This is a genomic window from Paraburkholderia sp. BR10936 (genome assembly GCF_040965735.1).
GTDB lineage: Bacteria > Pseudomonadota > Gammaproteobacteria > Burkholderiales > Burkholderiaceae > Paraburkholderia > Paraburkholderia nodosa_A.
In genome coordinates this window covers 74,831-89,614 of record NZ_JBFRCM010000008.1, presented here as the reverse complement: position 1 = coordinate 89,614, position 14,784 = coordinate 74,831, and the positions used below count along the sequence as shown (strand labels likewise).

10 protein-coding genes are annotated in these 14,784 nt (G+C 64.1%); 4 read left to right on the top strand and 6 right to left on the bottom strand.

Features of this window, described 5'->3' with window-relative positions; genetic code table 11:
* Nucleotides 1–61: 61 nt before the first annotated feature.
* From AB4Y36_RS18435 to AB4Y36_RS18420, 4 genes are all read right to left on the bottom strand, one after another.
* The gene (locus AB4Y36_RS18435; RefSeq protein WP_069267806.1) at nucleotides 62–2,293 is read right to left on the bottom strand and encodes a polysaccharide biosynthesis tyrosine autokinase; all 2,232 of its coding nucleotides are present in this window, start codon (nucleotides 2,291–2,293) and stop codon (nucleotides 62–64) included.
* A 62-nt stretch (nucleotides 2,294–2,355) separates the two neighbouring features.
* Entirely contained in the window at nucleotides 2,356–3,747 is a 1,392-nt protein-coding gene (locus AB4Y36_RS18430; protein WP_069267807.1) for an undecaprenyl-phosphate glucose phosphotransferase, read from the bottom strand.
* Nucleotides 3,748–3,790: 43 nt separating this feature from the next.
* A complete protein-coding gene (locus AB4Y36_RS18425; protein WP_069267808.1) occupies nucleotides 3,791–5,326 on the bottom strand; it encodes a mannose-1-phosphate guanylyltransferase/mannose-6-phosphate isomerase in 1,536 nt (511 codons plus the stop codon).
* Nucleotides 5,327–5,415: 89 nt separating this feature from the next.
* Entirely contained in the window at nucleotides 5,416–6,420 is a 1,005-nt protein-coding gene (locus AB4Y36_RS18420; RefSeq protein ID WP_028202002.1) for a GlxA family transcriptional regulator, read from the bottom strand.
* 805 nt (nucleotides 6,421–7,225) lie between these two features.
* On the opposite strand from AB4Y36_RS18420, the gene AB4Y36_RS18415 reads away from it, so the two are divergent.
* The 3 genes from AB4Y36_RS18415 to AB4Y36_RS18405 all read left to right on the top strand — a co-directional run bounded on the left by AB4Y36_RS18415 (nucleotide 7,226) and on the right by AB4Y36_RS18405 (nucleotide 10,976).
* Nucleotides 7,226–9,007, top strand: coding sequence for a hypothetical protein (locus tag AB4Y36_RS18415; protein ID WP_368683756.1), 1,782 nt, complete (start codon nucleotides 7,226–7,228; stop codon nucleotides 9,005–9,007).
* 190 nt (nucleotides 9,008–9,197) lie between these two features.
* A complete protein-coding gene (locus AB4Y36_RS18410; RefSeq protein ID WP_342947678.1) occupies nucleotides 9,198–9,650 on the top strand; it encodes a GDP-mannose mannosyl hydrolase in 453 nt (150 codons plus the stop codon).
* A gap of 321 nt (nucleotides 9,651–9,971) precedes the next feature.
* Entirely contained in the window at nucleotides 9,972–10,976 is a 1,005-nt protein-coding gene (locus AB4Y36_RS18405) for a helix-turn-helix domain-containing protein (protein ID WP_342947677.1), read from the top strand.
* 119 nt (nucleotides 10,977–11,095) lie between these two features.
* On the opposite strand, the gene hmpA is transcribed toward AB4Y36_RS18405, so the two are convergent.
* A complete protein-coding gene (gene hmpA, locus AB4Y36_RS18400) occupies nucleotides 11,096–12,298 on the bottom strand; it encodes an NO-inducible flavohemoprotein (protein WP_069267812.1) in 1,203 nt (400 codons plus the stop codon).
* 261 nt (nucleotides 12,299–12,559) lie between these two features.
* The gene (locus AB4Y36_RS18395; protein ID WP_368606753.1) at nucleotides 12,560–13,135 is read right to left on the bottom strand and encodes a cob(I)yrinic acid a,c-diamide adenosyltransferase; all 576 of its coding nucleotides are present in this window, start codon (nucleotides 13,133–13,135) and stop codon (nucleotides 12,560–12,562) included.
* Nucleotides 13,136–13,329: 194 nt separating this feature from the next.
* On the opposite strand from AB4Y36_RS18395, the gene AB4Y36_RS18390 reads away from it, so the two are divergent.
* A complete protein-coding gene (locus AB4Y36_RS18390; protein ID WP_368606754.1) occupies nucleotides 13,330–14,745 on the top strand; it encodes an FAD-binding oxidoreductase in 1,416 nt (471 codons plus the stop codon).
* Nucleotides 14,746–14,784 lie beyond the last annotated feature (39 nt).

Here is a 14,784-nt window from a genome sequence, read left to right as displayed (position 1 = left end):
CGGTGGTTCCACTATCCGCGGCGGCCCCCCGGCCGGCCGCGGATCTCCTGCCAACCTGCTGCTACCCTGCAATGCTTTCGTAACCGTAGTAACCGCCGCGATACCCGCCGCCGATGAACGCGCCCGTCTTCGGCACGTCGGTGAGCAGCACGCCACGCAGATTCACGCCGCCGATGCGCAGGCGCTTGACCGTTTCCTCGAGCTCCGAAATCGGGTGGCGGCCATGGCGGATTGCGAGAAGTGTCGTACCCGCGTAGCGCCCGATGACCGTCGAGTCGGTCACCGCGAGCACCGGCGGCGTGTCGACGATCACGAGGTCATACCGCGCCCCCAGTTCTTCGAGCAGCGACTCGAAGCGTGGGCTCATCAACAGTTCGGACGGATGCGAATGCAGCGAGCCCTTGGCGAGCACGTCGAGCCCGGGCAGCACCTCGTGCTGGATCGCCTGGTCCAGATCGGCGCCGAGCAACACGTCGGAGAGACCCGGCTGGTGCACGATGCCGAAGTGCGAGTGCACGTCGCCACGCCGCATGTCGCCGTCGACGATCAGCACGCGCTTGTTCACTGAGGCGACCAGCGCGGAGAGATTGACCGAGAGGAATGATTTGCCGATGTCGGGCCGTGAGCCCGTAAGCATCACGATGTTGTTGCGCGCGTCGTTGAGCGTGAGCTGCAGCGAAGTCCGCAGGCTGCGCACGCCTTCCACCGCGACGTCTTGCGGATTCTGCTGCGCGAGCACGTGCAGTCCGCGCCGGCGCGACGACACGTGATGCTGCAACCGCAGCTGCTGCGGACTGCGCGGCACCACGGCGAAGACCGGCACGCCAAGCGCGGCTTCGAGCTCGTCCGGACGCTCCACACCGCCGTACAGCGACTTGCGCACGAACGCGACGAGCACGCCCAGCACGAGCCCCGCACCGATCGCGATCGCGATCACGAGCAGCTTCTTCGGACGCACGGGATCATCCGGTGGTTCGGCGAAATCGACCACGCGCACGTCGCCCACCTGGCCCGCGCGCGCCACACGCAGTTGCTGGGCGCTGTTCAGGAGGCTCGTGTAAAGCTCCGTACTCACATGCACGTCGCGCAAGAGCCGCACGGCGGACTGTTCCGTATCCGGCAGTTGCGCCACATTACGCGTGAGTTGCGACTGTGCGGCTTGCAGCGTGCCGATCTGCGCATCGAGCGCCTGAACGGCCGGGTGATGCTCGGTGAAACGCTGCGCGAGTTCCGCGCGTTGCTGCCGCAGGTCTTCGAGACGGATCTTGTTGTCGCTCACCTGCTGGAGCAGCAGCCGGCTTTCTTCGCCGAGATCGACGGTGCCGTGCTCGTTACGGAACTTGTTGTACTTCTGCTCGGCGGCATCGACCTGCGAGCGCAATTGCGGCAGCTGATCGTCGAGGAACGCGAGCATGTGTTCCGCTTCCGCTGAACGGCTCGCGATGTCCTGCTTGATGAACTCGTGCGCCACGTTGTTGAGGATCGCAGCCGTCGTCTTGCTGTTGTGGCCTTCGAGACTCGCGCGGATCACACCGGACTGCAGCCCGACCTCCTGGATCTGCAGCGAATTCTCCAGCCGGTCGACGGTGGTGAGCGTCGAGGCGCGCGTGAGCAGGAAAGGCGTTCCGGGCGGCCCGCTCAAACTGTCGACGTGCAGCGCGATCGGCCCGACCGACGTGTTCGCGCTCACGTCCTCGCCCACGCGGCCCTGCAGGAGCGGAATGCCGTCGGGGTCGCGCAGCGTGAAGGTGCCGGGCTCTTCGCCGGCGACGATCGTGAAGTCGCGCTCATACATCGCCTCGGGCGTATCGAAGCGCGACACCTTGATGTCGCCGCCGCCCCAGGCGTAGCCGGATGGCCGAAGGAACCCGGGCAGGTGCTGCGCCCAGGGCGCACTCATGATGCCCGAGAGCATGCCGCCGATCACGGGCATTTCGCGCGGCCGCGCCGAAATATCGAGGTGCAGTTTGCGCACCGTTTCCTCGGTCACGTTGCGCGACTTCAGCATTTCGATCACGCCGTTTGCGGTCGACTTCTCGTCGAACATGCCCGTGAGCGGCGGCAGGCTGCTTTCCTTCTTGCTGGCGTCGCCCTTGTCGACGAGGTGGAACAGCACGTCGGCCCGATAGGTCGGCGTGGCGAGAAACGCATAGGCTGCGCCGAGCAGCGTGACGGCAAGCGTCACGATCGCGATGGCGCGCCAGTTCGCCACCATCGTTTGCAGGTAATCGCCTAGGTATCGCTCGTCGGCGCCTGCTGCGCCATAGTAAGCGCCGTCATAATTCATCGCCATCTTGCTTCTCCCGAAACCTGGTGTTGCTTGCTGGTGATGCTTGCTCGAATGCGCCGCTGCGCTCAATACGCGTTGCGGCCAACCAGACCGTGAATGATCGTGGCCGCGATGATGCGCATGTCGAGCCAGAACGACCAATGGCCAAGGTAATAAAGATCGTGCGCTACGCGCATTTCCATCTTTTCGAGGCGATCGGTCTCGCCGCGAAATCCGTTGACCTGTGCCCAGCCGGTAATGCCGGGCTTGATGCGATAGCGATGGATGTAACCCTTCACCACGCTCTGATAGAGATCGTCGTGCTCGAGCGCATGCGGGCGGGGTCCGACCACCGACATGTCGCCGCGCAACACGTTGTAGAACTGCGGCAATTCATCGAGGCTCGTGCGGCGCAGGAGCGCTCCGAGACGTGTCACGCGCGGGTCGTGGCGCGTCGCCTGACTCACCGTCCCGGGCGCCTCCTTGTGCTCGCGCATCGTACGGAACTTATAGATCGTGAACACGCGGCCATCGGCGCCCTTGCGTCGCTGCCTGAACAGCACCGGCCCCGGCGAGGAACACTTCACCGCAATGGCAATGCCGATGAGAAGCGGCATGAGGCTCACGAGCGCAAGCGCTGCGAACACGCGGTCGAACAACGCCTTCTTGAACTGCGCGCTCGCGGGCAGCGGCGAGGCAACGAGGTTGATCGCCGGCACGCCGAGCAACTCGATCACCGTACTGGTATCGAACAGCGCCAGCGAGCGCACATCCGGAATGAAGCGGATGTTCACGAGGTCGTTGCGAAACTCGCTGACGAGCCGCACCACCGTGCGCTCCTCCGCAAGCGAAAGGGCGAGCCACAATTCGTGCACGTCATGCTCACGGATGTGCTGCGCAAACGCCTCGATCGTCTCGCACACCTGCGCGTATTTCTCGCTCGCGGGTCGCGCCGATTGCGGCATCGTGTTGTAGAGCGCGCTCGCGCGAAAACCGGAGCCCGGCTCCGCATCGATGCGCCGCACAATCTCGTCGCACTGCGACGCGGAACCTGCAATGGCGACCTGATGAAGGTTCATGCCCGCGCGCCGCATGTGCGCAAGCACACCGTGCGCGAAAACTCGCCACGTAATGAGCAAGCCGCCTGCAAGCGCAGTCCAGTAAGCGAACCACAGCCGCGAAACGACATCGACATGGTGCATCGTCGAGTACATCGAGATCAGTGCGCAACCCTGCACCACGAGCCAGGCAAGCGACACCTGACCCGCGAGCAACGCTTTGGAGCGGCCGCGCCACGACTGGTAAAGCTCGAACGCCGGAAAGATCACGAGCGCGAAGGCTGCGGAGAGCAGCACGAAAGCTTCGTTCACGCCACGCGGCACGATATCTTCGAAGCGGATCTCCGAAGCCACGCTCGCGCCGATCATTACGGCAGATACGTCGAGCACTCTCGCCATCAAGTTTTGTAGCTCGCGCATGCTTTCTCCCTTTTTTCTCTCCCTGCAAGCCGTGCCGCCAGCCTCAACCGCAGCGGCCGTACGTATCGTCGAGACGAACGATGTCGTCCTCTCCCAGATACGCTCCCGACTGCACCTCGATGATTTCGAGCGGCACCTTGCCCGGGTTTTCCAGCCGGTGACGCACACCGAGCGGAATGTAAGTGGACTCGTTTTCCGTCATAAGAAAGGATTCCTCACCACGAGTGACGAGCGCGGTGCCACGCACGACCGTCCAGTGCTCGGCGCGATGGTGATGCAGTTGCAGCGAGAGCCGTGCGCCCGGCGTGACGACGATGCGCTTGACCTGGAAGCGCTCCCCCGAATCGATCGAATCGTAAAAGCCCCACGGACGTTGCACCTTGCGATGCGACGCCGCCTCGGGCGCGTGTTCCGCCTTGATTCGTGCAACCAGCCCCTTCACGTCCTGCACCTTCGAGCGGTCGGCGACGAGCACCGCATCTGCCGTTTCGACCACCACGAGGTTGGACGTGCCCACGCAAGCCACGAGCCTGCCGTCGGAGTGCGCGTAAGTCGCGACCGCTCCTTCGAATACCACGCGCCCGCGTCCGACGTTGCCGTCTTCGTCCTTTTCCATTGCCGCCCATACGGCGTCCCACGAGCCGAGGTCGGACCAGCCCGCGTCGAGCGCGACCACCACGCCCTCGGGCGTCCAGCCGTTGCTGGCCGACAGCCGCTCCATGACCGCGTAGTCGATCGAGTCGGACGGGGCACGCTTGAAGGCATCGGCGGCCGGTCGGAACGCAGGGCCGTCTTGCTGGCCATCGACGAACGCGGCAAGGCACGCCGCATGCATATCGGGCTGCAGCGCGCGCAGCGAATCGAGCCACACGCTCGCACGCATCACGAAGATGCCGCTGTTCCACCAGTAGCCGCCCTGCGCGATGTACTGCGTAGCGAGTTCCGGCGCGGGCTTTTCGACGAAACCGTCGATACGATGCGCGCCGTCGGCAAGCGCCTCGCCGACGCGGATGTAACCAAACCCCGTTTCAGGCGAACGCGGCGGCACGCCCAGCGTGACGATCGCGCCGCGCTGCGCGTGGCGCGCTGCGCATTCGAGCGCGCGCTGCAGGGCGTCCACGTCGGCGATCGCATGGTCCGACGGCATGACGATGAGAATCGCGTCGTCGCCGTTTGCGCACGCAAGCGCCGCAGCGAGCGTGAGCGCCGGCGCCGTGTCGCGCCGCGCCGGCTCGACGACGAGCCGCGCGTCCATGCCACATGCACGCAACTGATCGACGATCACGAAGCGGTGTTCTTCACCACATACGACGATTGGCGAACTCGAGACCTCCCACTCTGACGAAAAGCCGTCGAGGCGATGCACAGTTGCCTGCAGCAGCGTATCGCTGCCCACCACACCAATTAGCTGCTTAGGGAATTGTTCGCGCGACATCGGCCACAAGCGGGTACCGGAACCGCCCGCCAGTACCACGGGCACGATGCGCGTGCAAGGTGTGGCGTCTTCGCGCGCTGGACGCGGCTCGCTTTGCGCACGGGCCTGACTTTGTCCTTCGTGAATCGATGACCTTTCATTCATCTTCGGACTCCTTCATATCGGGCAGGATCACCTCGGGTCGCGAACAGCGACCCCGTTTGTAACGAAGTGCGACCGTTGTTACCGCGGCGTTACGATACAGCGACGCCGGCCTCGCGGCGGCTTTGCTCGCGGTATTCGGTGGGCGAAATCATCATGCGTTTGCGAAAGATCTTGGCGAGGCGATCGCCATTGCCCATGCCGGTGCGGCGCGCGATCTTGTCGACCGGCAATTCCGAATCGGTGAGCAGGCTGCAGGTAATCGCAAGCCGCGCATGCAGTAAGTAATCAGATGGCGTGATGCCCATCTCGAGCTTGAAGCGGCGCAGAAAGTTACGCTCGCTCATCGCGGCAACCTGCGCAGCGTCCGCTATCGAAATGGCCCGCTGACAGTTTTCCTGCAGCCAGCGCGCAGCTGCACGCACTTTGTCAGCTGGCGCACTACCCAGCGCATCGCCGAGGAATGGCAACAGGTTGCCGCCCGAATCGGGCATGAGCCGCTCAGTCACCGCGCGCGCAACATCCACGCCCAGGTCTCGCTTGACCAGCGTGAGCGCGCTCTTCATCGACTCGAGCCGGTCGCCGGCGTCACCGCCCGCTTCCTCGCGTCCCGTTTGCATCGCATACGAGCCGAACTCGTGCTGCGTGCGCTGGCCGCACAGACTCGCTGCTTCGAGCAGTGAACGGCCTTCACCAATCGGACGAATAGTGCCGGTATTCGCATGCACGCGACGCAACCATGCGACGAGACGTTCGTCGTTGGCGGCCGCGAAGGCACCCTTTCCACCCGCCACGAACAGCGCGTCGAAACCGACGTAGTGGCGCGCATCGAGTCCATCTGTCCAGACCCGTACCGACGACGAGCACGTCACGTTGCCGCCGTCGGCCGAAAGGATGCTTACATCGTAAGGCGAACTACGAGCGGTGTCTGTCGAGAGCTCGTTCGCTACATGAAACACTTCAGCCACGATACCGGCGCCGAGGAGCGAACAACCATCGAACAGCAGAATTGCGATATGACGCACCTCTCGACTGATGCCCGCGGTGACTAGATGCGGGCGACTGAACGACGGCAAATCCAGACTTGCGTACGCCATGCTTTTCCCCTAAACAATCCCCCGTACCAAGCGAAAAGTCCCGGTAATAGCATTTCGATAGCATTCCATGTGCAGTGCATCATAGGCAGAGAAAAATTCCCGCAACGATGACTGACCGAAACTGGCGAGACATTGGCGCATTTAGTCCGGTCGAGGACCGATTAGATGGTTGGGCGCCAAATCAAATGACAAAAAGCAAACTACGTGAAAGGCAATTGGTTCGATTACATCGAATTGGCCAAAAGTGCCTGATAACCGTTACAGGCAGGTATATTCGCCTTTGTTACTACAAAATCGTTTGACGCCTTCCGATCGATGCGTACGCACGGGATGGAAGCGAAACGGGCAATTAAAGACCGCGCGTCTATTCGTCTGATTAAATGATGTTTAAGAAGCTTTGAGTTCCGATTTCGAGCATGCCAGGCGCATTTTAAACCCGTTAAATCCTGTTTGCGCCGCACAATAAAAAAATTCACAAAAAGCCGCTTTATATGATCGGGCTCCGCGAGCACTGCACAACTCCGTCGCGCCGCTTCCCGGAGAAATTGCGCACAATGCCTGGAGGCTGGCGTCAAATGACTTGCTCGAACAACTAGTCTTACCCTTTCATGCTGTGAGGAACCTGCCAATGACATTGCGACCAGCCCTTGCATCTGCACTTGTGAACCCTCCTCCGGCGCGCGGATCGCGCGCTTTTTCATGGGTGCCGGCCGCCACGCTCGTGCTCAGCGTCCTCGGCGTGCTGCTCCCGGTGCTGAATTGTCACGCCGCCGACGCGCCCGTTTGCAGGAGCGCGGCCAGCCGCATGGCAACAGACACGGGCGACGATCCTATCTCCGCCGATACACCCGGCAGCGACGGCACACGCCTCTTTCCCCGCGGCAAGAGCGTGCGTATCGATGTGACCACACGCGCGACGGGCGACGACAAGGTGCAATGGCAGATCACGGATACCTGGAGCCGCCCGCAAGCAAGCGGCAATTTCACGGTGGCAGCCGGCCCGCGCGTCACGTCGCTCACCTGCACGCTGCCGCAGGCGGGCTACTTCGCGTTTTCGGCGTCGCTGGCTTCGCAGCCCTCTACGGGTTTGCCCCAGCGCGGCACCCGGCCGGCCGGAATCACCACGTTCGGCCTGCTGCCCGACGTGAGTGCAGCACTTCCCGCACCCACCTTCGCGCGCCAGGACCTGCACCGCTTCGGTGGCCAAGGCTCAGCATATATCGCGCCCGGACAGCACTGCTGCGGCGGTGATGGCCTGCGTCCGCTCTACACCGACCTGGGATTGGCGTGGGCCAACGACAAGCGGGGCTGGTACGTCATGGAACCCAAGGGTCCGAATACGTTCGACGCGGCCTCCCCCCAGCTCGATCTACAGTTCAAGCCCGGCGACATCATGCGGTTGATCACGCTCGACGGCTTTCCCGGGTGGGCGAGTCCGAACGGCGAAGAGACCCACAGCTACGTGCCTTCGTCCTTACCCCAGTTGCGCGAATACATGTCGCGCGTAGGCGCGGAGTCCGCGCGCATCCGGGCACGCGTCTTCCCGCGCCAGACGCACGACTACTATCAGGTCACGTGGGAGCCCGACAAGGACGGCGGGCTGCCATGGAAAGATACGGACGCGCATTTCGTCGATCTCTACAAGACCGTCTACGAGGGCATACACGCCACCGACCCGGCGGCGATCGTGATGGGCCCGACCTATGCAGGCGTGCAGGGCAACACCGAGTGGCTCAAGAAGTTCGCACCGCTTGGGATTGCTAAATATCTCGATGGCGTGACGATCCACGGCTACTACGATTTCGGCACTAGCCCTTCGCATCCGCCGGAGCGTCTGTATGGCGCCCCCGAAAGAGGCACGCTTTCGCTACCCGAAGCCATGCGCGAGCTGCGCACGACGATGCGCGACCTGCTCAAGCCGGGCGCCCCGCTCGTCGTGACCGAAACGGGTATTAGTTACGACATCGGTACGAATTACGCAGCGAACTATCCCGACGCACAAACGCTCTACGCGCAGGGCGCGGTCGTCGCGCGCTCGCATCTGATCCTGCTGGGCGAAGGCGCGGACACGACGTTCATCTTCTATGGCGCGGACATGCCAGAGACGACACCCGGCTACGGCGTGTTTTTCGAACTCGAGCATCCGAAGGGCATGTACGGCGCCTCGAACATCAGCCCGAAGCCGGCCGCGCTTGCGGTCGCGACCATGACGCGGCTGATCGACGGTACGTATACACTCGGGCCGTTGCGGGGCACGCCCGCAGGCGTTTACGCCTACGCGTTCGCGCGTCCGGGCGGCGGCAAGGCAATCACGGCGCTGTGGAGCCACGACAACGCGCGCTGGAGCGCGAAGACCGGGTACGACGCGACGCGCGCGACGAACTACACGCTTCAGGTGGACGCGCGCGGGCGCTCGGGCAAGGTAAGCGTGTTCGACATGATGGGGAACCCGACCACCATGACTTACAACGACGGCATGCTCCCGCTGCGCCTGACCGAATCGCCTGTATACGTAGTGTCGGACAACGCCGAGATCGCCAGATCGAATGCCGTCACGCCTGCGGGCTACGTCGCGCCGAAGCCTTGAGGGCGAGGGCCAGGGCTCGCATCTTGGCCCACGATAGCGAGACTTAGGCGGCTCTGGACAGTGCAACGCGTTTTTGAGCCGCCTAGACTGCTGATGAACGTGCCGCGTGCTTCACACGCGCCGTGTGCGCAGCGACTGCGCTTCGGACCATCTAATCGAAACGACCGACACCCCGCGGATACGCTCGTCCATGCTGTCGCCTACAGAATTCCTGGAGGTGGTGCGGCTCGCACCGCTCATCGCGATGGACCTGATCGTCGCCGACGCCGACGGCCGCGTGCTTGTGGGCCAGCGTCGCAACCGCCCCGCACGCGGCACCTGGTTCGTTCCGGGCGGACGCATCCGCAAGGACGAACGGCTGGACGCTGCATTCACCCGCATCGTCGAAACGGAACTCGGCATTGCGAGCATGCAACGCTCCGCAGCTCGCTTCGTCGGCGTATACGAACACCACTATCCCGACAACTTCGCGGCGGAGAACGGCATCGGCACGCACTATGTGGTGCTTGCCTATGCGTTCATGCTGGATAGCACGGTACCCGTTGGGCGCTTCGACCAGCATAGCCAGTACGCTTGGCTCTGGCCCGAAGAGCTACTCACGCGCGCCGACGTGCACAACAATACGAAACAATATTTCTGTTGAAAACGGCCAACTGGCAGGCACACGCGCGTCTCATGCATGGTCCACGCGGCTTTCATCAAGCTCACGCCGCACGCTTGCATGTGCCCGCGGAGCCCGGTGCAACGCCGCGCCAGGACCGCTCCGCCTTGCCCACCATACCGAGCCATTCTGCCAAGTTCTCGGCATTTTCAGACTGCGGCGTGCGTCAGCACCCCACGGGCCTATCATGAATCCCGAGAGCGTGATGTGACCGCATGTAACAGCCCCACTCAGCCGGATCAGGGCACGCGGCGCAAAAGCGCAACGTACTCCTGCGAATCCTTTCTGCGCGAGGAACCGGCCATGTATATCGACAGGGTGGTCTGCCGGCAAGCCGCTTTCCAGCCGCGCGGCGCTCACTTGAAGTTCGGACACGTGGCCAAACGCATCGGCATCCTGGTTTTCGAGGGCTTCCCGCTCGGGGATGTGACCTTGCTCGCCGATGTGTTTCGTCTCGCGAACGATGCCTGCGCCGACACGCTTCCTGCTTATTCGATCGTCATGCTTTCCGAGCCTGGCGGCAACGTGGCCAGCGGCTGCGGCCTGCGGATATGGTCCGAGAGCCTGCATGGCCCGCTGCGCAGCGGCTTCGACACCCTGTTCATCGCCGGCGGCCCTGGTGCGATGCAAGCGCGCGACAACGCGCGGCTCATCACGCGGCTGCAGATGCTCGCACCGAAAGTGCGAATCATCCGCGCACTCGGCGAGGGACGCGCCGTACTCGCCGCCGCCGATGTGCCTTTCCTGCGCACGGGCGGCAATACGGCAAGCTCGGCGCAGCGGCTACGCCGGGCGCTGGAAGCGCGCAACGCCGGCGCTTCTGTCGTGACGCCTTCCGAGGCGCTCGTCGCCGCGCTCAAGGTGGTCAAGCGCAATCACGGCGTGGCGCTCGCGCAGCGCGTCTCCGAGGACTCGATGCCGGGCTCGTGGGAGCGGCTCGGCCCCATGCTCGACGATGGCGAAGCGGACAGCGCGAACGGCAAGATCAGTTCGGCTGCGCACTGGCTGCGCGAGAACTACCATCAGCCGATTTCGGTGGCCGATGCGGCGCGCGTCGCGCAGATGAGCATGCGAAACTTCCTGCGCCACTTCAAGACGCAAACGGGACTCACGCCGTCCGAATATTTGCTGCGTACCCGGCTCGATGCCAGTTGCCTCCTGCTCGCGCAAACCAATCTTCCCATCGACGAGATCGCGCAACGCTGCGGCGTGCCGCGCGGCGAGCGTCTTGCGCGGATCTTCCGACGCAGGCTCTCGATTTCGCCATCGGGGTATCGCGCCGTGAACCGGCGGGCTTCGGGTGAGTGATCCCGGTCGCAATTCGATACATGTTTTACCGCTGCATACGCAAAACGCCGCGCTTACGCGCGGCGTCTTTTTCATTCGGCGTACTCAGCGTGTAATTTCGGCACGCCTCGTGTGCAACGTTACAGCATGCCGGAGCCGAAAATCTCCGTGTGGATACGCGAAGCATCGACGCCGCGGGCAATCAGCGCCTCGCGCTGTTCGCGCATGAATGCCACGGGGCCGCACAGGTAGTAATCGGCGTCGGGCAGCAACGCATCCGCTTCGATGCGGCCGATATCGATGCGCCCTTCGAAGTCGTAGTCAACGCCCTGGCGGTCGTTTGTACCGACTTCTTCGTAGAACACGGCACGCTTGACGTTCGGGTACTCGCAGACCGCGTGACGCAGAAAGTCGCGGAATGCGTGCACCTTCGCGTTACGGCATGCGTGCACGAAGGTCACCTTGCGCTCGCTACGCTCGGCGATCAGCGTGGAGAGCATCGACTTCATCGGCGTAATGCCCACACCGCCGCTCATCAGCACGACCGGCGACGTCTTCTTGCGATCGAGCGTGAACTCGCCCATCGGCGCGCTCACGTGCACCACCGCGCCTTCTTCCACGCCGTCATGCATGAGGTTCGATACGTGGCCCGGCTGCGCTTCGCCGCGGCCAGCCTCCCGCTTCACCGAGATGCGCAGCCATTTGCCGTGCGGCGCGTCCGAGAGGCTGTACTGACGCGGCTGGTCCACGCCGAGCTTGTCGACGAAGCGCGTGACGCTCACATACTGGCCCGGCTCGAAGCCGCCTGCCGATGCACCGTCGGCCGGCGCGAGATAGAACGAGGTGATCTCGTCGCTTTCGACTTGCTTGCGCATCACCTTGAACGGACGGAAGCCGCTCCACGAAGCCCCTTCGTACAGCTTCGCCTCGGTGCCGATCATGATGTTCGCGAGCTGCTCGTAGGCCACGGCCCAGGCGTCGAGTGTGGGCTGGTCCACGGCGTCGCCGAGCACGTCCACGACTGCGCCGAGCAGATGGCGGCCGACGATCGGATAGTGCTCCGGACGGATGTTCAGGCTCGCATGCTTGTGCGCGATGTGCGTGACCGCGCCGCCGAGCGCGCCCAGATTGTCAATGTTCGCCGCGTACGCGTACACCGCGCGGGCGAGCGTTTCGGGCTGGCTGCCGCTTTGCTGATGCGTCTGGTTGAAGATGTTCTTGAGCTCGGGGTGCGCGGCGAACATCCGCTTGTAGAAATGCTTGGTGATCGTGGCGCCGTGCTCGGCGAAAACAGGCGCAGTGGCCTTCACGCGGGCCATCTGGTCGGCGGTGAGCGCAGTCATTTACGGCTTCTCCGTGATAAAGATGCACACACGATACATCTTTAATGCGACAGCCCGACCCAGGCATTTTGTCGCACCCAGCAATTTCCCGACTGCGGTCGCCCGGGACGCGCGGCGCATGGCCGTGGAGCCCGCTTCGGCGGGGTTTTTGCGGTGCGGGAAACAGTCTTTTTCGGATGATGGCGGTGCGGTTGGACGCTAGACGCCACCTCGGAGCGCACGTCGGCCGGACGGCGCCGCGCGCTCGCGCCCTTTTATGCCTTACTCGCGCTTGCCCGCGCCCCGGTCGTGCCGCCAGAGCACGTCGCTGCCGCCCGCGGCCCGGTTGAGCACGCGCGCGAGCACGAAGAGCAGGTCGGAGAGCCGGTTGACGTAGCGGCGAGGCGTATCGGCGAGCAGCGGACCCGAGTTCGCCGACGCGCCCACTGCGACCACCGCGCGCTCGGCGCGCCGGCACACGGTGCGGCACACGTGCGCGAGCGCCGCCGCCCGCGAGCCGCCGGGGAGAATGAATTCCTTGAGCGGCGACAGCGTGGCGTTGTAGTGCTCGAGCCAGCCATCGAGCCGCGCGAGGTGTTCGTCGGTCACGAGCGTGTGGCCCGGCATGCACAGCTCCCCGCCGAGATCGAACAGGTCGTGCTGGATTGCGACGAGCGCCCCGCGCACATCATCGGGGAGCGTTTCGCACAGCAACACGCCGATCTGCGAGTTCAGCTCATCGACGTCGCCGATCGCGACGATGCGCGCGTCGTCCTTGCGTACGCGGCTGCCGTCGCCGAGGCCGGTCGAACCGTCGTCGCCGGTGCGCGTTGCAATCTTGCTCAGGCGATTGCCCATCTGGTGCTCTCCAAAGCTGTAAATTCGCGCAGGTCGCGCATCACGCGCACCCGGCGCCGGGTACGGCGTCCACACCTGCCGGCCCCATTATAGGTTTCGTGCACTGCAGCATACGGAGCGCGGCTTTGCGGCGCGGATGTTCAGCGTAAAATGGTCTGAGCCAGAAGTCATACCCATACGAAGGAGACACCCGCGTGAATCACCCCGCGCCGCCGGCCCTCGCACGCCGCCCGTTCCCCGCCGAACTCCTCGATCAGCTGCGCAGCGCGTTCGGCGAACGCGTCTCCACCTCCGAAGCCGTACGCGCCCATCACGGCCGCGACGAATCGCCCTTCGATCCGCAACTGCCCGACGCCGTGGTGTTCGCGCAGAGCACCGAAGATATCCAGACCATCGTCAAGCTGTGCGCCGGTCACGGCGTGCCGATCATTCCCTATGGCAACGGCTCGTCGCTCGAGGGTCACTTGCTGGCCGTGCAGGGCGGCGTGTCGATCGACCTCTCGCAGATGAACCGCGTGCTCTCGATCAACGCCGAAGATCTCACCGTGACCGTCGAGCCCGGCATCTCGCGCAAGCAACTCAACGAAGCGCTGCGCGACACGGGTCTGTTCTTCCCGATCGATCCGGGCGCCGATGCGAGCATCGGCGGCATGACGGCCACGCGCGCCTCGGGCACCAACGCCGTGCGCTACGGCACGATGCGCGAGAACGTGCTCGGCCTGACCGCCGTGCTCGCCGACGGCCGCGTGGTCAAAACCGGCACGCGCGCACGCAAGTCGTCGGCGGGCTACGACCTCACACGCCTTTTCGTCGGCTCGGAAGGCACGCTCGGCGTGATCACCGAAATCACGGTGCGACTCTACCCGCAGCCCGAGGCAGTCTCGGCGGCGGTGTGCGCGTTCCCTTCGATGGCGGAGGCCGTGCGCACGGTGATCGAGACGATCCAGATCGGCGTGCCGATCGCGCGCGTGGAATTCATCGACTCGCTCGCGGTGCGCGCGATCAACAAGCATTCGAACCTCACGCTGCGCGAGAAGCACACGCTCTTCTTCGAATTTCACGGCACCGAGGCGGGCGTCGCGGAACAGGCGCAGCTCGTGCAAGAGCTTGCCGCGCAGCACGGTGGCGAAGGCTTCGAATGGGCCACGCGCCCCGAGGACCGCAGCCGCCTGTGGAACGCGCGCCACAACGCCTACTTCGCGATGTTGCAGCTCAAGCCCGGCTGCCGCGCCGTGACGACCGACGTATGCGTGCCGATCTCGCGCCTCGCCGAATGCGTGATCGAGACGGAAACCGACCTCAAAGCCTCGCCGCTGCCCTGCCCGATCGTCGGCCATGTGGGCGACGGCAATTTCCACGTGGCGATCCTGATCGACCCGAACAAGCCCGAGGAAATCGAGGAGGCCGAACGCCTGAATCACCGCATCGTGCAGCGTGCGATCGCGATGGACGGCACCTGCACGGGCGAACACGGCGTGGGCCTGCACAAGATGGATTTCCTCGTGGAAGAGCACGGCGCGGACACCATCGACACGATGCGCGCGATCAAGCACGCACTCGATCCGCACAACCTGATGAATCCGGGCAAGATCTTCAGCTGGGCGGTGTAACCGACAAGCGCTGAGAAGCGCACACATGCGCAACAGACG

Excerpts from the sequence above, each read along its gene's own strand:
- AB4Y36_RS18405 (WP_342947677.1), top strand. The coding sequence starts at position 9,972 with ATGTATATCGACAGGGTGGTCTGCCGGCAAGCCGCTTTCCAGCCGCGC.
- hmpA (WP_069267812.1), bottom strand. The coding sequence starts at position 12,298 with ATGACTGCGCTCACCGCCGACCAGATGGCCCGCGTGAAGGCCACTGCG.
- AB4Y36_RS18415 (WP_368683756.1), top strand. The coding sequence starts at position 7,226 with ATGGCAACAGACACGGGCGACGATCCTATCTCCGCCGATACACCCGGC.
- AB4Y36_RS18430 (WP_069267807.1), bottom strand. The coding sequence starts at position 3,747 with ATGCGCGAGCTACAAAACTTGATGGCGAGAGTGCTCGACGTATCTGCC.
- AB4Y36_RS18395 (WP_368606753.1), bottom strand. The coding sequence starts at position 13,135 with ATGGGCAATCGCCTGAGCAAGATTGCAACGCGCACCGGCGACGACGGT.
- AB4Y36_RS18410 (WP_342947678.1), top strand. The coding sequence starts at position 9,198 with ATGCTGTCGCCTACAGAATTCCTGGAGGTGGTGCGGCTCGCACCGCTC.
- AB4Y36_RS18425 (WP_069267808.1), bottom strand. The coding sequence starts at position 5,326 with ATGAATGAAAGGTCATCGATTCACGAAGGACAAAGTCAGGCCCGTGCG.
- AB4Y36_RS18420 (WP_028202002.1), bottom strand. The coding sequence starts at position 6,420 with ATGGCGTACGCAAGTCTGGATTTGCCGTCGTTCAGTCGCCCGCATCTA.
- AB4Y36_RS18435 (WP_069267806.1), bottom strand. The coding sequence starts at position 2,293 with ATGGCGATGAATTATGACGGCGCTTACTATGGCGCAGCAGGCGCCGAC.